This is a genomic window from Bartonella rattimassiliensis 15908, assembly GCF_000278215.1.
In the GTDB taxonomy this organism is placed as follows: Bacteria; Pseudomonadota; Alphaproteobacteria; order Rhizobiales; family Rhizobiaceae; genus Bartonella; species Bartonella rattimassiliensis.
This window is the reverse complement of record NZ_JH725064.1, coordinates 256635-277588: the sequence shown is the minus strand read 5'-3', so window position 1 is coordinate 277588 and position 20954 is coordinate 256635. Positions and strand designations below refer to the sequence as shown.

Sequence of the window (20954 nt, the reverse complement as noted above, 5' to 3'; positions counted from 1 at the left end):
GGTGTTGTTTTGAAACACAAAAAAGTGGGGCATGTGTCTGAAAAAAATGTTCCAGGATTAGCTGTACGGCAGGTGTGTGTGCGTCTTTTAGGGGCAGTGCTTGATAAGTGTACGTCGCTTTCTGGTTTGATAGATAATGAATATGGGCATCCACAATATTTAAAACTTTCACAACGAGATCGTTTGTTGTGTCGGGCTATTTTGACAGCTTCATTGCGTCATCGAGGGCAAATTACGACGGCTCTCTCACGCTTTTTGGCACGTCCTTTGCCTTTACAGGCACTTTCACTTCAGCATCTTTTGCATATCAGTGTTGCGCAAATTCTTTATCTTGATATTCCTGATCATGCGGCTATTGATTTAGCTGTACGGGTGGCAAAACTTGATCCTCGTATGCAGCGTTTTGCGGGGGTAGTGAATGCTCTTTTGCGAAATGTTGCGCGAGAGGCAGTATCTCTACGCCGATTAATTCCTACCATTGAAGATGTTCCAGCGTGGTTTGGACAACTTTTAGTATCAACTTATGGGATGGAAAAGGCACATCAGATTATAGCAATTCAAAGCGTGGAGCCTCCTCTCGATTTAACAGTAATATCTGATAGTGTTAGATGGGCTGAAAAGCTTGGTGGTGTGGTGTTGCCCAATGGTTCTATTCGATTGAATCGTCTGGAATGTTCTGTTGCTGATTTACCTGGCTATCGTGAAGGTGGTTGGTGGGTTCAGGATTTTGCTGCTGCGTTGCCTGTTTGTTTACTGGGAGAACTGCGGGGTAAACGCGTGGCTGATCTTTGTGCGAGCCCTGGGGGAAAAACAGCGCAATTGGCTTTGCAGGGGGCGCAGGTGACAGCAATTGAGCTTTCTTCTAACCGCGTAAAGCGTTTAAAAGAAAATATGGAACGACTTCATTTTTCAGTTCACATTTGGCAGGGGGACGTGAGAAATTTTCATCCTACGCAGCTTTTTGACGCGGTTCTTCTTGATGCTCCTTGTTCTTCTACAGGAACGATTCGCCGTCATCCAGATATTTTATGGACAAAATCAAAAAATGATATCGTTAAATTAGCAGCATTACAATATGATTTGCTTGTCGCAGCAATTGCTTTGATCAAGGAAGGAGGACGGATTGTTTTTTCTAATTGTTCATTGGCAAGAGAAGAAGGCGAAGATCTTATTGGGAAAATTTTATCAACACGCACTGACATTGTTTTAGATCCTATTTGTCCAAAGGAAATGGGAGCCCTAGAACATTTGCTTTGTGAGGGGATGTTGCGTACAACACCTGCGAATTTTTGTCATAAAAATTTTGATGCTAAGCAAACTGCATTTTTAGGAATGGATGGTTTTTTCGCTGCGCGTTTACGAAAAGTTGCTTAATTAACGCTTCATTTACAAAAATGGTCGAAATTATACTCGATTCAGCATAAATGGAGATGGAATTTTGGCGGTTGCGGTAAAAGCTTCTCAGGTAAAAGTGGCAGCCTATGTCGATACGCTGCAGTACGTTATGCGGCGTTTATGGGTTGGACCATTATTTCGTTGGCGATTTTCAGGGTTTAGTCCTCATAAAATTTTAGCCCATCCTATTGATTTGCATGTGTCTGATCCGATGATGGCGCATGAATTTTATCATGGCCGTTTTGCTTTTGCTGGTCATATTGTTCATTCTGGTGCTGTTTCACCATTTTCATTAGTGCCGCCAACGCTGGAATGGGAGGCGGCTCTACATGATTTTCATTGGTTGCGCCATATGGAGGCAGCAGAAAGTGATTTAGCTTCTGCACATGCGCGCTCTCTTTTAGAAGATTGGCTCGAACATGCTGGTAAGAAGGTAAAAGGTCTTGCCTGGAGTGATCCTGTTGTGGCGCGGAGATTGATTTCGTGGATTTGTCATTCAAAAATGTTGTTAAAAGGGGCAACTGAGCGGTTTGAAAAACGCTTTTTACGTGCGCTTGGTTTGCAATTTCGTTATTTGCGCGTAACAATTTGCAGTATGGAGCACAATGACCAACGCTTACAAGCAGCAGTAGCTTTGAATTTCGCATCTCTTGCTTTGCCTGTTTGTGCAGTAGTGAAAAAAAAGGTACAAACTACGCTTATAGAAGAGCTTTCTCGTCAAATCTTAGTTGATGGTGGGCATATTTCCCGTAGTCCTATCATTTTGCTTAATTTGTTATCAGATTTGTTATCTTTACGTCATCTTTTTATGCGGAGCAATGAAACAGCACCACGTATTTTGATTGATTCTGTTGAGCGTATGTTGCCAGCTTTACGATTCTTTATTCATGAAGATCAAACATTGGCGCATTTTAATGGGGTTGGCCCCCTCGCGTTGGAACGAGTATCGAAACTTTTGGAACTTGATGAAACAGGAGGGCAGCCTTTTAGTTATGCTCGTTATTCAGGATTTCAGCGTTTAAAAGCCAATAAAACAACAGTGCTTGCAGATACAGGAAAGTTTCCACCACGCTCTGTCGCATGGAAGGCTTGTTCTGGGTGTTTGTCTTTTGAAATGTCTTCACAAGGGCATCGTTTTATTATCAATACCGGGGTGAAGCTTGATGGGCGGGAAGATTATCGACATTTAGGACGTGTTACTTCAGCTCATTCAACAGCTACGCTTAATGATTGTTCGGTGGGGGGTTTTTATAAAAAAAAGAAAAGCGGCGCTTCCTTTTTGTTTAATGGACCAACGGATGTGCAGGTACGCCGTATAGAGGATTCAGAGAAGACAGGTTTTATAGCGAGTCATAATGGTTATGTGCGCTCTTTTAATCTTATTCATGAGCGTGGTCTTATTTTGGCGACAAATGGAGATATGATTGAAGGATTTGATCGCTTTTTTATGTCAAATAAGGGGGGAAAGAGATATAAGAGTGAACAAGACTATGTTGCTGTTCGGTTTCATATTCATCCATACGTTGAAGTTAATTATGATGGTAAGCGTGTATGTTTAGCCGTAAAAAATGAGAATGTGAAGGAACAGCAAATATGGTATTTTATTTCACCTGATGCAGATATTTGTCTTGAAGATTCGATTGATTTTGCGGAATTAACAGGACCACAGCGGACACAACAGATTGTTTTATATTTTCGTCCTGCATTTCAGGAAAAAGTTCGTTGGCGTTTTATCCGTGAGGCACTGGATGAAAAATCAGAACATTGTGCCAATTTATAGTTTATATCTTGCGTATTCCAAAACATCACCGTTTCATCATCGTTTAGTATGGTAATATTATCAAAATTTTAAGACCATGTAAATTTTTGTACATAAGGTATTTTTTAGAGTAGATGATGAGTATTTTTAGGCAAGGTTTGCCCATAGAATCTCAGAAGGTGGTGTTAAGAGGGATTGGTTTTAGAGAAACAGGGCTGTTAACAGATTATTGTTGATAGATCGGCTGGTTAAGAATCTTTATCCTCTAAAGGTATGGAGAGAAAATTAAGCTATTGCTTATCTTTAAAAAGTTCTTGAGTGTGGTGTTGTGATTAATGCTTATTTTTGGGGGGACGGTTTAAGATAATCAAATATTTTCTTGCAAATACACATTCTTGTTTTAAAGAAGTATTTTTCAGTGTTTATTGTTTCCATTTTACGAAGATGTTCGTGTAGATTATCATATCAAAATATAATGTAAAATTATGTAGGATTATTATGCTTGGCGTTTTTATTGTCTCTTTTTATATTGTTTTATGAGTATCAAAAGCATCATATGCCTAACGCAAAATATAGAATAATTCTTTCTCTTTACAAACTGCAGACCAACAGAAAAATCCTCTGTCCAAACTTCCAATCTTTCAAGATAAACCAATATGTTTCTAGCGTCTAATATTTCCCTTTTATTATTGCATTAAAGTTCTTCATAAATAAGTTTTTATGAGCGGAGGAGGATGAACCTTGAGAGATGCTTCTTTAAAGCAAAAGCATGTAAATTTGTAACATGTAATGTCAGTTTAATTTTGGATCTTTTATTTTGTCAGCAGGAGATGATTTTCTGTGAAAAGCGAGAGAAAAAGAGAGTGTGATACACAATCTCCATTCTCTAAAAGGTATAGGTATTTTTGAAAATTGTAAAACCGAATAAAAAAGACAGTAACACATCTCACTTTGCAAATACCTTCTCTGACTTGACTTTGCGCTTTTTATGCAAATACGTTTTTTACGTTATATTCATAAAAATCAGATTGATGGGGATCTATGGATAATCTCTGGATGGGAATAAAAAAAATTGATGTGATACTAAAAAAGTTTTGCATATATTACTATTATTACTATGCGCAATCATTTTTACGCTTAATCAAAATGTAAGTTGATATTATAATCTATTTTATCTACCTCCAATGTTGTTCGATAGACTTGTGCACTTACGGGGGGCATAAAAAAAGCTTTTTTCTTTCTTAATTACTTTTATTCATACGCAAATCTTGCTGTGATGTGCAAGCGAATGATTTTTGTTGATTTAACATGAAACAATTTGGGACGACAAATTTACAGTATAAGAACTTCTTATACGTGGAATAACAATGCATTAATTTTAATTAAATCAAATGTTTTGCATCATGAAAACATTGAGAATTCAAGAAATAATTCATAGCAGTGGTGACGAAAAAATAAAGTCACAATAACCAACCAAAAACTGATTATTTTCTCATAGTGAAGCATTCTCTAAAATATTTTTCAAATAACTTTTAAGAAGATTTATGCAAATAACGTCGTGCAATTAAACCAGTATCACCGTAAATGCCAAGATCATTGAGTTTATATGTTGAAAGACAGCTTAACGCATTAACGATCCAACGATAACGACGTCAATTACTATAAGAACGTAGAATATTCACGCCATCTACTTAAAATTTGTATCACACTCTTCCGTGAGAAAAAAGCATATTACTAAAAATAGTTGTACTATAATGTCATAATAAGTATGCATTTACACATAAAAAAGCCCTTTGAAACTTGTCTCATGTGAAAGAGCAACCATTAAAGTTATTAGTAACAGTAATATTCTATGCTTAAAACAATGGTTAATTATGTGCGTTCGTTGCGATAATAAACTTCTTCATCGCACATAGAACTTCCTGGTTGAATAACAGCTTCCATTTCAACACTTATCAATCAACATGCAGCGATTATAAAAAACTTCCTGAAATATTCGTCTTATATGAAGAGAAAATCACAAAAATTATCAATGGCGGAAATGCCGTGTTCCTGTAAAAACCATAGCCAACCCTTGTGCATCAGCTGCGGCGATAACTTCTTCATCGCGCATAGATCCTCCTGGTTGAATAATGGCTGTTGCACCTGCTTCAGCTACTGCTAATAAACCATCTGCAAAAGGAAAAAATGCATCTGATGCAACAACTGATCCTTTTGTAAGAGTTTCTGTTAAGCCTGCTCTTTGGGCACTTTCTGCTGCTTTACTTGCAGCAATTTTTGCTGAATCAAGCCGGCTCATTTGTCCAGCACCAATTCCAACTGTTGCATTATTTTTCGCGTAAACAATAGCATTTGATTTAACGTGTTTTACGACACGAAAAGCAAATTGAAGATCACGCAGTTCATCTTGAGTTGGTGCCCGCTTTGTCACCACTTGCAATTGGAGATCATCAACCACCACATTATCACGTGATTGCACTAAAATGCCTCCCGCAAGTGTTTTTGCAAGAAGTCCTCCACAACGTGGATCAGGGATACCACCTGTAATGAGCAAACGAAGGTTTTTTTTCTGCGCAATTATTTCACGGGCAGACATTGTCGCATCAGGAGCAATAATAATTTCCGTAAAAATTTTAACAATCTCTTCCGCACATTCTTCATCAAGGGGCTGATTTAAAGCCACAATTCCACCAAACGCTGATACATTATCACACATAAGAGCTTTCAAATAAGCTTCTTTCAAATTTTTCCCTTCTGCAACACCACAAGGATTAGCATGTTTAATAAGAGCAACAGCAGCAGTGTTTTGTGGATCAAATTCAGCTACAAGCTCAAAGGCTGCATCCGTATCATTTAGATTGTTATAAGAAAGTGCTTTGCCTTGTAAAAGTTTTGCTGTTGCAATACCAAAACGTTGGTCATTATTGCGATAAAATGCTGCTTGTTGATGAGGATTTTCTCCATAGCGCATAACATTTTCAAGATGACCAGAAAAACTCTGCCACAATGGCATTTCAATTTTTAAATCGCGCGCAAACCATGCTGCTATTGCTGTATCATACGCAGCAGTATGTGCATAAGCCCGCATTGCTAGTTGACGACGCATGGATAAGCTTAAACATCCATTATGCTGCTTTAATTCAGCTAAAACCGCATCGTAGTCGTTTATTGCGGTTACAACACCGGTATAAGCATGATTTTTTGCTGCCGCACGAATCATTGCTGGTCCACCGATATCAATATTTTCAAGAATCGTTTGATTATCCGCTCCCGATTGGATCGTCTCTTCAAAAGGATAAAGATTCACAATTAAAAGATCAATTCCATAAATGTTGTTCTTTTCCATAGTAGCTCTATGGCTAGGATCTTCTCTTATTCCTAACAAAGCACCATGAATCAAAGGATGGAGTGTTTTAACACGCCCATCCATTATTTCAGGAAATCCTGTCACTTCAGCAACATCTTTTACAGGTAAACCAGAAGTTATAAGAGCTTTGGCTGTGCCTCCTGTTGAAATCAATTCAACATTGTAAGCAGTATGAAGGGCTTGTGCAAATGCGACCACACCTGTTTTATCAGATACAGAAAGAAGAACACGACGAACCCGATGAAGATCAGGTGTGGAAAATTTTTTGGCAACAATACCCATAATAAAAGCCTTAAAAATGAAAGAGTTAAAACTATAATAAAATAAGAGTGTACGATTATACTATAAACTTTTAGCAGAATACACCGAAAGGATAAATTGTCTTGTTAAAATATACTAAGAATGACACTGCTTGTTTCTATATCCTATTGTTCTGTAAAATACCGTCACTTGAGGTGTGATGATAGAGGATAAAATTTCATTGATACATTAAATATTTTTTAGTGCATGGTAAATATTATTAGATAGAGCTTTTTCGTGGAGTTGTTATAATTATATAAGTGGAAAAATAACAGGGATCTACTTGGTAAGAATCCAGATTGTTTAAAGATCGGAGTGGATTCAGAATTTTTGAGCTTTGAGATGGTGGAAAGAAGTCAAAAAATAAAACCTTGTTTACTATAAATTGATTTATAATGGTAATTGAGCTTTCTATGTTGAATGATAGCACTGAACGTAATTAGATTTTCTCATTTTACTCCCTTGTATTCAGAGACAGAAACTTTTCTTATACAATGCTTAAATGCAAAAATAGAGCAACAGTGAGAGCTGAGAAATAAGATGATATTAGCCTATATCTTAGCATAAAAATGAAATACAATGAAGCCTTATCTTTTATGAGGACGAGCAACATCAAAAGATGAAATAACATTGAGAAAGACAAAGAACTTATTCAATGATTTTAGTGCTTTTAATGATAAAGAGATGCAAAACTCTGTTGTCTTATTGCATTTCTTCTATTTTTTAGCCAAAGATTGCTCATATTGTTTTTTGTCAATTCTCAATATTTTAACAACGCTTGGCATTTGAGATAGAAGAGATATTTATCTTCGCTTGTAGGGTGCAAAATAATGATTTTGATTGCTTCAGCATAAGAAGATTTAAAGTGAAAACTTCTTACGATATCTAAGGCCTTTTTTACAGTTATAATATGTTAGTATTATTATAAATCAAGTTATTGTCTCTTGAAAGGCCAGATTTTCAGTGTGTAAAGCTTTTAACATAACAATGTTAAGATATGCTCTATTGTAAAGCGCATTAATAACTGTATTTGGGAAGGTATTTTTCTTGTTATTTTTCAGTTTTTCTGCCGTAGCAGAAAAAGAAAAGCTCCTAATACCCCAGCTGCTAAAATAAACCACGTGATTGCGTACACAAGATGATTATTTCGAAAATGCACAACAGTGAGGCCAGTAACAGGAAAATTTGCTTGTGTAGCTGTTTTTTTTCCAGCATCAATGAAATACGGAGCAACAGTGGATAGACCAAGTTTTTGTGCCATAGTAGAAAGATCACGTGTATACCATAAATTCTTGTCAGGATTATTTTTACGTGGAAAAAATCCATTTTTTTCACTCATACGTAATAAACCTATGATTGTCGTTTGTTTTTCTGTGGTAGAATTTTGCTGAGATGAAGCATTTGTATGCAATTGCTCTGAGTGTTGAAAATTGTTACGTTCATCCATGGGGATAAAGCCACGGTTAATAAAGGTTAGTGTATTGTCAGTGGCTTGTAAAGGAGTCAAAACCCAATAACCCGTAGTATTTTGAGCGGTAGCAATGACCAAAATGTTTTTATCTGTTAAAAGTTTTCCTGTAATAATAACAGGTTGGTATTCGTATTTTTCAAAAGTAACATCTCCCCATTGATTTTTGGGGGGAGCTTTTATGGGAGACAAATGAATGCGCTGATTGGCACTGGTGATAAGATTTGTTTTCCAATTTAACCGTTGTACTTGCCATATACCTAATGCGCTAAAGAGAAGGAAAAGACAAATACATAAAGTTCCGAACAAAAAAGAAGAAAAACGTCTAGGATTTTCTTGAAGCTTTGTCATAGTGGCTTCTTTTTTTCTCATGATTTATACTTCCTTTCAGGACAATACGTTTTCATTTTAACATGGTGCAACTTTTAAAAAAGCATTTTATACGCTTTAATTTCAGAAAAAGAAAAAGCGTGTCCTCATAGAAGATGAAAAAGGTTTTATAAAAGACTTGACCTTTTGTTGTCTACACCCTATTAGAAAGAAGCTTCCCAATGCTCATTCGAGGTTGTCGTATGTATGTTTTGCGTTCATTCTATTTTTTTGAGTATCGGGATTTGTAAAATTTCTTAGAGTTTAAGGGTGAAATTTATGTCTCGTGCATGTGAATTGACAGGGAAGGCAGTTCTGTATGGTAATAATGTTAGCCATGCAAATAATAAGACTCGGCGTCGTTTTTTACCGAATCTTTGCAATGTGACGTTGATTTCAGAAGTGTTACAGCAAAGTTATCGTTTGCGGATTTCAGCGAGTGCGTTGCGTTCTGTTGAGCACCGCGGTGGTCTTGATGGTTTTCTGATCAAAGCAGATGACAAAGAATTATCGCAACGTGCCCGCTTATTAAAACGCCAAATCGTTAAGAAAAAGGCTGAGCAAGAGAAATGAATGAAAGGCTAAACAAGCCGCATAGCTTTTAGCACCATTGTTTTAGGTTTAGTATTACTTTAATTTCTATTTTTGTACTAAAAACGTACTTTTTAGGAAATTTGTTAGTTAATCATTTTACTTTATTGGTTCCATGTTACAGGTTAAAAAATGCCATCAAGTGGTTCTTTGTTAGAACAGCAAAAGAAAAGATATATTATTTTTTCTATTTTTGCAATGTGTCTTGCTGTCACTGCTTCTAATATTTTGGTTCAATATCCTGTCTATTGGTTTGGTTTGAATGAGCTTTTGACTTATGGTGCTTTTACCTATCCATTTGCTTTTTTGATCAATGATTTAACTAATCGTTTTTATGGTCCATCTGCTGCACGTCGGGTGGTTTATGCTGGTTTTTTTGTGGGGGGAATCGTTTCTTGGGTATTAGCGACGCCGCGGCTTGCAATTGCTTCTAGTTTAGCATTTTTATTTGGGCAACTCATTGATATTATTGTTTTTACTCCGTTGCGGCGTAAAACATGGTGGAAAGCACCTTTAGCAGCAGCGTTGGTTGGTTCGGCTTTGGATACAGTGCTGTTTTTTTCATTTGCTTTTTCTAGCTTTTTTGCAGTTCTTGATAAAATAATGGGGTATGCTGATAGTTCACTCATGGAGAGTACTTTTTGGGGTGGGATGGGTATGCCAGTTTGGCTTTCACTCGCTTTTGGTGATTTTTCGGTAAAAATTGTGATGAGCCTGTTTATGTTGATTCCTTATGGAACAATTCTTAACATTATAAAGCTGCCTTTTTATCAAAGTCATTCAAAGGATGATTCTTCTTTTGTTTGTAATCAGTAATGATCTTTGTCTTTTTGTTTTTTTGAACCAAGAGAATTGTACACTATGCTTTGCGGGGCATGTTAATTTATAATAATATCTTATGACTTGCTAACTAAAGTTAAGAGCTCTAACACAGAATGTTTTTATTACTTATGCACATACTGCTGCGTATGATACAGCAATAGCAGCATGGTTTGCGCGCGATTTAAAAATTGAAATGCCATTGTGGCAGAGTTTTTCTGGTCATCTTGAAAATGTTATGCGCTATGGAGAAAATCCTCATCAACAAGCAGCATTTTATCGCAATAATGACCAACGTTTTGGTATTGCAACAGCAAAACTTTTACAAGGCAAAGCACTTTCTTATAACAATCTAAATGATACGGATGCAGCCTTTGAGCTTGTAGCTGAATTTGATCCACAAAACACTGCTGCTGTTGCTCTTATTAAACATGCTAATCCTTGTGGTGTTGCAGAAGGGAAAAATTTGAAAGAAGCTTATTTGAAAGCTCTTATGTGTGATAATGTATCAGCGTTTGGTGGAATTGTGGCTTTAAATCAGCCCCTTGATGAAGAATGTGCGGAAGAGATTGTTAAAATTTTTACGGAAATTATTATTGCTCCTGATGCGACAATGTCTGCCCGTGAAATAATTGCGCAGAAAAAAAACCTTCGTTTGCTCATTACAGGTGGTATCCCTGATCCACGTTGTGGAGGACTTCTTGCAAAAACACTTGCGGGAGGCATTTTAGTGCAATCACGTGATAATGTGGTGGTTGATGATCTCCAATTGCAAGTGGTGACAAAGCGGGCACCAACTCAAGATGAACTGCGTGATCTTCAATTTGCTTTTCGTGTCGTAAAACACGTTAAATCAAATGCTATTGTTTACGCGAAAAATAATGCAACAGTTGGAATTGGTGCTGGACAAATGAGCCGGCTTGATTCAGCAAAAATTGCTGCAAGTAAAGCAGCAGAAAGTGCCCAAAGAGCAGGCTTAACAGAAACTCTTACAAAAGGATCAGTTGTTGCATCAGATGCATTTTTTCCTTTTGCAGATGGTTTATTAGCAGTAGCTGAAGCAGGTGCAACAGCCATTATTCAACCAGGAGGATCTATGCGCGATGAAGAAGTTATCGCCGCAGCTGATGCACAAGGGTTGGCTATGGTTTTTACAGGAACACGGCATTTCCGCCATTGATAATTTTTGTGATTTTCTCTTCATATAAGACGAATATTTCAGGAAGTTTTTTATAATCGCTGCATGTTGATTGATAAGTGTTGAAATGGAAGCTGTTATTCAACCAGGAAGTTCTATGTGCGATGAAGAAGTTTATTATCGCAACGAACGCACATAATTAACCATTGTTTTAAGCATAGAATATTACTGTTACTAATAACTTTAATGGTTGCTCTTTCACATGAGACAAGTTTCAAAGGGCTTTTTTATGTGTAAATGCATACTTATTATGACATTATAGTACAACTATTTTTAGTAATATGCTTTTTTCTCACGGAAGAGTGTGATACAAATTTTAAGTAGATGGCGTGAATATTCTACGTTCTTATAGTAATTGACGTCGTTATCGTTGGATCGTTAATGCGTTAAGCTGTCTTTCAACATATAAACTCAATGATCTTGGCATTTACGGTGATACTGGTTTAATTGCACGACGTTATTTGCATAAATCTTCTTAAAAGTTATTTGAAAAATATTTTAGAGAATGCTTCACTATGAGAAAATAATCAGTTTTTGGTTGGTTATTGTGACTTTATTTTTTCGTCACCACTGCTATGAATTATTTCTTGAATTCTCAATGCTTTCATGATGCAAAACATTTGATTTAATTAAAATTAATGCATTGTTATTCCACGTATAAGAAGTTCTTATACTGTAAATTTGTCGTCCCAAATTGTTTCATGTTAAATCAACAAAAATCATTCGCTTGCACATCACAGCAAGATTTGCGTATGAATAAAAGTAATTAAGAAAGAAAAAAGCTTTTTTTATGCCCCCCGTAAGTGCACAAGTCTATCGAACAACATTGGAGGTAGATAAAATAGATTATAATATCAACTTACATTTTGATTAAGCGTAAAAATGATTGCGCATAGTAATAATAGTAATATATGCAAAACTTTTTTAGTATCACATCAATTTTTTTTATTCCCATCCAGAGATTATTCATAGATCCCCATCAATCTGATTTTTATGAATATAACGTAAAAAACGTATTTGCATAAAAAGCGCAAAGTCAAGTCAGAGAAGGTATTTGCAAAGTGAGATGTGTTACTGTCTTTTTTATTCGGTTTTACAATTTTCAAAAATACCTATACCTTTTAGAGAATGGAGATTGTGTATCACACTCTCTTTTTCTCTCGCTTTTCACAGAAAATCATCTCCTGCTGACAAAATAAAAGATCCAAAATTAAACTGACATTACATGTTACAAATTTACATGCTTTTGCTTTAAAGAAGCATCTCTCAAGGTTCATCCTCCTCCGCTCATAAAAACTTATTTATGAAGAACTTTAATGCAATAATAAAAGGGAAATATTAGACGCTAGAAACATATTGGTTTATCTTGAAAGATTGGAAGTTTGGACAGAGGATTTTTCTGTTGGTCTGCAGTTTGTAAAGAGAAAGAATTATTCTATATTTTGCGTTAGGCATATATAGATATTCTCGTGAAATGGACTTGAAAGCGAGGTGGAGTGTTTCTTTAAAGTAGACGGCGAATACGCTATATAAGGGTGTCCTATTTTTCGTGTTTTTTCTTATATTTTATGTGCGTAAAGGCTTTTTCTTTGATCAATGAGATGAGAGCTTATGTTGCATAGTTTATCCGTGGAAAATACTGTTTTGAAAGGTTAGGGAGCCATTTGCCTTTCGCTTGTTTTGGACATTTTTTGGGTCAAAATCGTTATGAATCTATTTCTGCTAATTCTTTTATAAAATAACGCTTAGTGTTTAAAACATCTTATTGGGGGAATTCTTCTTTTGTGTATAATAAATATAACTTTTATCTTCTTGTTTTACTGCAAGTAGAAGATTGCACATTATAATTTCGTATTTTTTGTGAGAACAGCATTTTAAGCCATGTTCTGTAGAGATATTTTTCTATGTACGTGTATTTCAATATCTAAATATTGAGAAATAACATAAGATAGAAACAAAAACGGCTGATTATTCAACATTTTAATTTAAATAGTACTTTAGGGCATGGTCATAAATGCAAAATTTCAAAGGAAACTGAGCAATGGCAATAAAACCAGAGAAATAAATTCATTACAATTGACAAATTTATTATAATTTTTGAAGAGTTATGGAGAATTTCTTTTAGAATTCATAATGCATCAAGTAAAGTAAAAACTTCTTTAAAGGAAGTTTCCTTAAAGTTCGATCTTCAATTTGTAGGATTTTTTCAGGTTTTTCGCTATTAAATTCCAATGGTGTAATGATAGAGATAACTTTAAAATGGAATAATTAGCTGATTTAAGGAAAGCTTATTTCTTATAAATACGAGGCATTTTACCACTAAAAAGTAATTCTAATTGTTTTGTTATGGCGTCAGCAAGTTCTTCAGCATTCATAATTGTTACAGCATGTTGGTAATAACGTGTGACATCATGACCAATTCCAATGGCAATGAGTTCGATGGGGGAATGTGTTTGAATTTCTTGAATCACTGCGCGTAAATGTTTTTCTAGATAGTTACTGGAGTTGACTGATAATGTCGAATCGTCAATAGGGGCACCATCAGAAATGATCATGAGAATGCGACGTTGTTCACGCCGTGATAAAAGGCGTTGATGAGCCCAAATCAACGCTTCTCCATCGATATTTTCTTTTAATAATCCTTCTTGCATCATTAAACCTAAATTGCGTCGTGCTCGACGCCATGGGGTATCAGCACTTTTATAGATGATGTGACACAAATCATTAAGGCGTCCAGGATGGTTAGGCTTATCTTGTTCGAGCCATTTTTCGCGTGATTTTCCCCCTTTCCAAGTTTTGGTGGTAAAACCTAAAATTTCAACTTTGACACCACAACGTTCAAGAGTTTGTGCCAAAATATCAGCACAACTTGCGGCAACGCTAATAGGGCGTCCGCGCATCGAGCCAGAATTATCAATAAGGAGTGAAACAACCGTATCCCGAAATTGGGTATTGCTTTCCATTTTAAAAGAAAGGGGTTGCATGGGATCAATAATCAGACGTGGAAGTCGTGCTGTATCCAGATATCCTTCTTCAAGGTCAAAGTTCCAGTTGCGATTTTGTTGAGCCATAAGGCGGCGATGGAGACGGTTTGCTAAACGTCCAACAATGTTTTGGAGATGGCTGATTTGCTTATCAAGACAACGGCGTAAGTGATCTAACTCGTTTTCAGAACAAAAATCTGTTGCTTCCAAAATTTCATCAAATTGACGGGTGAATATTTTATAATTGCCAAGTTTTTCCATTTGTTCCGAATTGGAAAAAAGACGCTTGGGGTTACGAGAATTTTCTTTCCAAGGTCCATTTTTTTGTTCAACGTCAGTTTGATCACTGTTGCCTGATTGTGTTGCTTGTGTTTTGCCTGCGTCTTGCACATCACTTTCTTGTTCGGTGTTTGTTTGCTCTTTACTTTGAGAATATTTTTTGTTTTGATTTTCTTCTTCTGTTTGATTTTGAGGTTTACACGCGTTTTTTAATTTTTTATTATTTTCGCCGTTTGAAGTTTTATATTGTTTCTTTGTCATTTTAAGTGTCGCAAGCATTTGGCGAACGAGCTGTGCAAAAGCCTGTTGGTTGTAAATATGGTGTGTGAGCTCATTGAGTTGTGTTGCGGCTTTTTGTTCGAGTTCTTGACGCCACAATTCTAACACAGGACCTGCTTCTTTTGGGGCTAAGCGCTTTGTGATTTTTTCGCGCAATAAAAGTGCAATCGCTTCTTGGAGGGGAGCTTCACTTTGGCTACTAATCTTATGATAATGAGCTCTTTTGTATTTATCGGCGAGCATGACATCAAGGTTTTTTGCAAGCCCCTCCATGGCTAAGATGCCAATTGCTTCAACACGTGTTTGTTCGAGAGAATCAAAGATAGCTTGTGCTTCTGATTCTTGTGGAGAAAATTGCATGTGAATGCGGTTATCATGCCATGCTTTGCGCAGAGCCATGGAATCACCTAAGCCACGGGTAACCGTGATATCTCTATTTGTTGCGTGTTGTGGTAACTCTGGTAAACGCGCACAATTTTCGCTTAAAGATGGCTTGTTGAAGCTAAAGGAAACTTCTAGATGGGATGTACCGGCAATTGCACGCATACAGGAGGAAAGAGCTTTCTTAAAAGCTTCATTGTTAATAATTGGGGGGGAAGAGTTGTTTGTCAAGCTTTTGTTGTTGCCGCCAAGGTTGGTAGTCATGATTGACATATTCCTCTAAGACAAGACACTCTGCATGAATGATTCGGGAAGCTCTTGTCCAAAGACGCGTTGATAAAATTCTGCGACAGTGGTACGCTCGAGTTCATCACATTTATTGAGAAAGGTTAATCGAAAGGCAAAGCCGACATCTCGAAAAATTGTCGTATTTTCTGCCCAAGTAATGACAGTACGCGGGCTCATGACGGTTGAAAGATCACCATTGATAAAAGATTGACGCACCATATCAGCAACATGAACCATTTGTGAAACTGTTTTTTTCCCCTCTGTTGTTTGAAAAGATTTAACCTTTGAACAAACGATATCAACCTCTTTAGCATGGGGTAAATAATTGAGTATCGCGACAATAGACCAGCGGTCCATTTGAGCTTGATTGATTTGTTGGGTACCATGATAAAGACCAGTGGTATCACCAAGACCAATGGTATTTGTTGTGGCAAAAAGACGAAATGCTGGATGTGGAGAAATGACACGGCTTTGATCAAGTAAGCTTAGTTTTCCAGAAGTTTCAAGAACACGTTGGATGACAAACATAACATCAGGGCGACCCGCATCATATTCATCAAAAACAAGAGCAATATTATTTTGATAAGCCCATGGCAAAATGCCCTCTTTAAATTCAGTGACTTGTAAGCCATCTTGTAAAACGATAGCGTCTTTTCCTAGAAGATCAATACGACTTACATGACTGTCAAGATTAATACGAAGACAAGGCCAGTTAAGACGCGCAGCAACTTGTTCAATATGCGTTGATTTCCCTGTACCGTGATAGCCAGAGATCATGACACGGCGGTTAAAGGTAAAACCTGCAAGAATCGCTAAAGTTGTTTGCTGATCAAAAAGATAATTGGGATCAATATCAGGGACATGGGGAGTTTTTGTGTTAAAAGCAGGGACTTTCATATCTGTTTCAATATGAAATAAATCACGAGCGCAAAGTGTAATATCGGGCAAATTTTCAACGGTAAGATCTGTCATTGTATTTCTGGAAGGGAAAGGACGCTATTTATTTATAAAAAACGATACAAGAGTTAAAGCATTTATGCAATGCTCTATAACAAGAGACTTAGATACGAGGGAAGATCTTATGACATATTCTATAATGTTTTAAAAAGAATAATATCCTGTGAAAATAAGAAGGGTCTAAATGAAAATGAGTTCGTATTAAGTGCACCTTTTTAGCACAAACCAGATTTTTTTAGCAAATTATAAGCATGCAAAACATCGCGAAAACGTTCTTCTGAAGCACGATTACCTCCATTGGAATCAGGATGATGCTTTTTTACCAATTCTTTATATTTCATTTTGATATCTTTTGCTGAAGCGTTTGCTTGTAAGCCCAGTGTATCAAAAGCTTTTGCTTCTAAGGGCTTTAATTTTCGTGAGAAATTATTTTTTGCATGCCGCTCAGTAAAAAGTGTAAAAGGATCACGCATACGATTTTGATAGGCCGCTGTTCCTGAGCGAATCTTTGAATAATTTGCAGCTGTTTTTTTCGATGTGCCATTGCTCAAATCTGTAGGCCATGTTGGTCGATGGCCTGTGAGAGCATCCTTTTGAAATTTTGCGATATCTTTATTGCTAAGACCAGAGAAATAATTAAAATTTTTATTATAGGCACGCACATGTTCAATACAAAAATATAGATATTGTCCTTCATGATTTCGACCTGCTGGTGCTTTATGGGTTCCTGTTTTTTCGCAGCCTTCCCACTGACACTGTTGTGCTTCTGGTTTAGTGTTTTGTTTTTTATTTGAGCTTATGCGAATTGAATCAAATAATTTAGATGTTATTGTCATATTCTTGATTTATGCAAAATTGATTAATTTTACAAGAATTGACTTTTGAAAAATTTGTTTTCACACTTATTTAATTATTTTAATGATGAAAAAGCTGTAGTGTTGCAAATTCGTTTTGTTAAGGAATGAAAAATGTCTATAGAAACAATAATCAAGAGAAAGCTTCAAGATGCTTTTCATCCGCAGAAACTTGAAGTGATTAATGAAAGTCATCTTCATGAGGGGCATCCTCATAATGAACATGCTTTTGATGGGAAGGGAGAAACACATTTTCGAGTGAAAATTTTATCTTCTTCTTTTTCCAATATGACGCGTGTAGAAATACATCGAGCGATTTATCAAGTTTTACAAGAAGAGCTTGCTACTTGTGTTCATGCTTTGGCACTTGAAGTTGCAACGCATTAAGTTTTTTCTTAAAAAAATTTCTTAGAGTGATTTTTTTGTTTAAAGAAACACCTCTCGATACTATTTTACACTCATTTTGCGACAGCATCCGTGAATGGTGTAATAATAAGCTTCCATAAAGTGCATAAAATATATTGAGTCCCCATTTTACGCTTCATAAAAGAATAAGCTAATATGATCACTCCTTTTTTAGCGCTTAGGGTATTACGCGGTTCTTAGCACTGAGGATGATTCATAACAGGTACTCCTTTCTTGTACAGTTTTTCTCTATGGTCAAGTCGCTTATGACGTGTGCAAAAAAGTGGTTTTGATTGCTTTGACATGGAAGGAATTTGAAATAAAAGAATCTTACAGCATTAAAGTTTTTTTATGCAAGTTGAAAACGCTATATTATCAATATAAATCAAAATGTTGTAGTTTTTCAGATATAACGCGTGTAGAAATACATCGAATGATTTTATCCTCATTTTACAAGAAGAGTTTGCTATTGGTGTTCACGTTTTGGCACTTGAGGTTGAAATGCATTAAATTTTTGATGAAATACTTTTAAGAACGAGGATGGGCCTTTTGATAAACTTTTAACAAATGATCTGTATCGACATGAGTGTAGGTTTGGGTGGTGGAAAGACTAGCGTGCCCAAGAAGTTCTTGAATCGTGCGCAAATCTCCCCCTCGTGATAAAAGATGAGTAGCAAAAGAATGGCGTAGTGTATGAGGAGTGGCCGTTTCCGGTAAACCAAGACTTGTACGTAAGTTGCGGACAGTTTTCTGAATAATAGCGGGCTGTAGCGGGCCACCTCGTGCACCACGAAATATGGGTTGGTTATCTCTTAAAGGATATGGACAACATTTGAGATAATTTTGTACAGCTTCGTAAACAATTTTGAGAAGGGGAACAAGGCGTGTTTTGCCTCCTTTTCCAGTTATAAATAAACTTGTTTTTTCAGAATCAGAAAATTGTTCTGGTGTGAGGCTTAAGGCTTCTGATATTCGCATTCCACAGCCATAGAGTAGCATAAGGACAGCAGTATTACGAGCGATAATCCAAGGTTCATTTTCTAGCTGATTTTCTTGTTTGACTATGTCGAGTGCTGATTTTATCTCTAAGGGTTTTGGAAGCAATTTGGGGTGTTTGGGACTTCGGATAAGTTGAGCTGCGGGAATGTTGACAATTCCTTCACGCGATAAGTGCTTGAAAAAAGAGCGTATCCCTGCCACCTCACGGCTTAAAGAACGCGCACTCACATTGTTTGTACGCCGATAGGCAAGATAAGCACGCAAGTCACTAACGCGTAAATGAGCAAGATCTGTAAGGGTTGGAGTATGGCTTAAGTGTTGACAGAGAAAAGATAAAAATTGCCGTGTATCACGTTCATAGGCTTGCGCTGTTTGTGCGGACATACGACGTGTTTTTATGAGATTTTCTAACCAGTTTTTCCTTGCGGTTAAAACCGCATGATCTGCTGGAATGAGAGGAGTATTTTCATCTTTTCTCTTGTCGTTTTTGATGGGCATTATCTAATTGAGGGTTTCTTTCTTTTTAGATTGTTCTTCGTCAGAAGAATGGCTATTCTTGTTTTGAGGGTGCTCTTCATGATTGCTCAGGTGTTTTTCACCTTTAATAGAGAGTATTTTTAAAAGATTATGAGTTGACATCAAGTGCGCAAAAATTAATCCTAAAAAGCCATTTTTATGAAGTTTAGCAAGTTGGCTTGCTGAGAGTTTATTCAGTTTTTCTTCATCAACAACCCAAAAATGTTCCAATTGTGCTGAGAGACCTTTATCGTTTTTCACATTGATTGATTTTTGGCTTAAAAGATTCATTTCCACAATAGCGTCAATAAACTCAGAAGTTTTCTCCATAGCGATTTTAAAACTTTCAAGAAAACGAATACGTTCTTCCATAAAAGGAGAAATAGAGCCATCAGAATTAAAAAGCTCTGTTCCTGCAACTTCATTAAACATACCTGATTGTTGATCAAAACAAACAGAAAGTTCTTTTTCATTACTAATTTGTGCTAAAACAAAAGGATAGCGACGGACAAAAGCGGGAATGTAAGTATGGGTTTTCCAACTTTTATCAGAGGCGATGTAGTCATTTTCATCGTTAGAAAGACCTACGAGAGCAGCCGATGTATAGTGCCGCTTTTTTTGTTCATCTTCGGCACACATAAATAAAATAGGATAGTCTAGTGCTGCTTGAAAATATTCAGTACTTGCTAAAGGAACCCAGTGCGTATCTTTGGCAAAAGACATATCACTTGGGGGAGCAAATTTTAGATTTTTATGGGAAACTTTGTCGATTGGGGTGATATCTTTGTAAAATAGCATAATATTTGCCATACGACTTCTCCTTTAGTTAATTTAGTTTTGTTACCAAGACAAGATAGGTCTTTTTGGAAGATTGTCTCATATGGCAACAAGATTGAATAGAAAATTATAAGATTGAAGGCTTCGTTTTTAAGAGATAATGTTTTTACATGAAATATAATAAAGAAGAACCTAAAAATAAAGTCTATCTTGCCATCGTTGGTATGCCTCATGGTATAAAAGGGGATGTTTTTGTTAAAATTTTAAGTGCCGATCCCCAGCGGTTTAAATCTTACGGTACTCTTTATGATGATATGGGGCGTTCTTATGAAATTGTAACTCTTCGCATGCAAAAAAATAAGGCGATTGTACGTTTTAAAGGAGTAAGAAGTCGTAATGATGCTGAGTCTTTAAAAGGGATTCGTCTTTATGTGATGCGTGATCAATTAATTGATGATTTAGATGAGGATGAGTTTTATCAATTCGATTTACTAGGGCTATGTGTTCAAGACTGTGAGGGGAAAATCTTGGGTGAAGTGTGTGGTTTTTTTAATTTCGGAGCTGATGATTTGCTTGAAATACAGTTGAATAGAGGCAAAGAAGTGCTTATTCCTTTTAGTAAGGCAGCGGTGCCAGAAATTTGTGTGGATTCTGGTTTTCTGGTTGTTGATCCCATAGCAGCTGGTCTTAGCTATAGGAGAAAAAATAATAAAAAGAAAATTCTTGAACCTAAAAAAATAAAAAGTGGAAAATGTTAAGAATGCAAGTGATTCCAAGCAGAGATGTTGATGTTTTTGATGGCTAAATGGGTTTTGGATTTTTTAGAGGGGGGGGGGTAGAAATAATGGTCTATATTTCAAAGCGTAAGTGTTGAAGATAGTATTGAATATGGCAAAGATAGCAGATAGAGGAGATCCAGATTAATGCTATAGCCTTATAAGATTTGTTTTGGATATTTTCGCTATACAA

The 20954-nt window shown here is 36.4% G+C and carries 14 protein-coding genes and 1 pseudogene; 8 read left to right on the top strand and 7 right to left on the bottom strand.

All coding sequences use genetic code 11. The annotated features are described in order from the left end of the window. The first annotated feature begins 9 nt into the window (after positions 1–9). Together MCY_RS01095 and MCY_RS01090 are read left to right on the top strand one after the other, a co-directional pair. Positions 10–1374, top strand: coding sequence for an RsmB/NOP family class I SAM-dependent RNA methyltransferase (locus tag MCY_RS01095; protein ID WP_007346522.1), 1365 nt, complete (start codon positions 10–12; stop codon positions 1372–1374). Positions 1375–1438: 64 nt separating this feature from the next. Further along, positions 1439–3175, top strand: a complete 1737-nt coding sequence (locus MCY_RS01090; protein WP_007346521.1) for a heparinase II/III family protein — start codon at positions 1439–1441, stop codon at positions 3173–3175. Positions 3176–5183: 2008 nt separating this feature from the next. On the opposite strand, the gene purH (MCY_RS01085) is transcribed toward MCY_RS01090, so the two are convergent. Both purH (MCY_RS01085) and MCY_RS01080 read right to left on the bottom strand, forming a co-directional pair. After that, positions 5184–6803, bottom strand: coding sequence for a bifunctional phosphoribosylaminoimidazolecarboxamide formyltransferase/IMP cyclohydrolase (gene purH, locus MCY_RS01085; RefSeq protein ID WP_007346520.1), 1620 nt, complete (start codon positions 6801–6803; stop codon positions 5184–5186). Positions 6804–7878: 1075 nt separating this feature from the next. Then, positions 7879–8661, bottom strand: a complete 783-nt coding sequence (locus tag MCY_RS01080) for an SURF1 family protein (RefSeq protein ID WP_007346519.1) — start codon at positions 8659–8661, stop codon at positions 7879–7881. 276 nt (positions 8662–8937) lie between these two features. Here MCY_RS01080 and rpmB point away from each other — a divergent pair, with 276 nt between their 5' ends. The 4 genes and pseudogenes from rpmB (at position 8938) to MCY_RS10285 (ending at position 13491) form a co-directional block, all read left to right on the top strand. Beyond that, on the top strand, positions 8938–9231 hold the full coding sequence (rpmB, locus tag MCY_RS01075) for a 50S ribosomal protein L28 (RefSeq protein WP_007346518.1): 294 nt from the start codon (positions 8938–8940) through the stop codon (positions 9229–9231). A 150-nt stretch (positions 9232–9381) separates the two neighbouring features. Next, on the top strand, positions 9382–10065 hold the full coding sequence (locus MCY_RS01070) for a VUT family protein (RefSeq protein WP_007346517.1): 684 nt from the start codon (positions 9382–9384) through the stop codon (positions 10063–10065). 130 nt (positions 10066–10195) lie between these two features. After that, a pseudogene (gene purH / locus MCY_RS01065) lies at positions 10196–11248 on the top strand (bifunctional phosphoribosylaminoimidazolecarboxamide formyltransferase/IMP cyclohydrolase); the annotation flags it as partial. A gap of 2087 nt (positions 11249–13335) precedes the next feature. Then, entirely contained in the window at positions 13336–13491 is a 156-nt protein-coding gene (locus MCY_RS10285) for a HaeIII family restriction endonuclease (protein WP_155887024.1), read from the top strand. A 63-nt stretch (positions 13492–13554) separates the two neighbouring features. Here the strand turns inward: MCY_RS10285 and cobT are convergent, their stop codons facing one another. The 3 genes from cobT to MCY_RS01050 all read right to left on the bottom strand — a co-directional run bounded on the left by cobT (position 13555) and on the right by MCY_RS01050 (position 17270). After that, positions 13555–15453 (bottom strand): cobaltochelatase subunit CobT, encoded by a 1899-nt coding sequence (cobT, locus tag MCY_RS01060; RefSeq protein WP_007346515.1) that lies wholly within the window; start codon positions 15451–15453, stop codon positions 13555–13557. 15 nt (positions 15454–15468) lie between these two features. After that, positions 15469–16449 carry a cobaltochelatase subunit CobS gene (gene cobS / locus MCY_RS01055; RefSeq protein ID WP_007346514.1) on the bottom strand — a complete coding sequence of 327 codons (981 nt, stop codon included), beginning with the start codon at positions 16447–16449 and terminating at the stop codon, positions 15469–15471. A 200-nt stretch (positions 16450–16649) separates the two neighbouring features. Then, complete coding sequence (locus MCY_RS01050; RefSeq protein ID WP_007346513.1) at positions 16650–17270, bottom strand: J domain-containing protein; 621 nt, start codon at positions 17268–17270, stop codon at positions 16650–16652. A gap of 132 nt (positions 17271–17402) precedes the next feature. On the opposite strand from MCY_RS01050, the gene MCY_RS01045 reads away from it, so the two are divergent. Continuing rightward, the gene (locus MCY_RS01045; RefSeq protein WP_007346512.1) at positions 17403–17675 is read left to right on the top strand and encodes a BolA family protein; all 273 of its coding nucleotides are present in this window, start codon (positions 17403–17405) and stop codon (positions 17673–17675) included. A gap of 546 nt (positions 17676–18221) precedes the next feature. Here MCY_RS01045 and MCY_RS01040 read toward each other — a convergent pair. Both MCY_RS01040 and MCY_RS01035 read right to left on the bottom strand, forming a co-directional pair. Continuing rightward, the gene (locus tag MCY_RS01040; protein ID WP_007346511.1) at positions 18222–19190 is read right to left on the bottom strand and encodes a tyrosine recombinase XerC; all 969 of its coding nucleotides are present in this window, start codon (positions 19188–19190) and stop codon (positions 18222–18224) included. A gap of 3 nt (positions 19191–19193) precedes the next feature. Continuing rightward, positions 19194–20018 carry a SapC family protein gene (locus tag MCY_RS01035; RefSeq protein WP_007346510.1) on the bottom strand — a complete coding sequence of 275 codons (825 nt, stop codon included), beginning with the start codon at positions 20016–20018 and terminating at the stop codon, positions 19194–19196. A gap of 137 nt (positions 20019–20155) precedes the next feature. Here MCY_RS01035 and rimM point away from each other — a divergent pair, with 137 nt between their 5' ends. After that, positions 20156–20743, top strand: coding sequence for a ribosome maturation factor RimM (gene rimM / locus MCY_RS01030; RefSeq protein WP_007346509.1), 588 nt, complete (start codon positions 20156–20158; stop codon positions 20741–20743). Positions 20744–20954 lie beyond the last annotated feature (211 nt).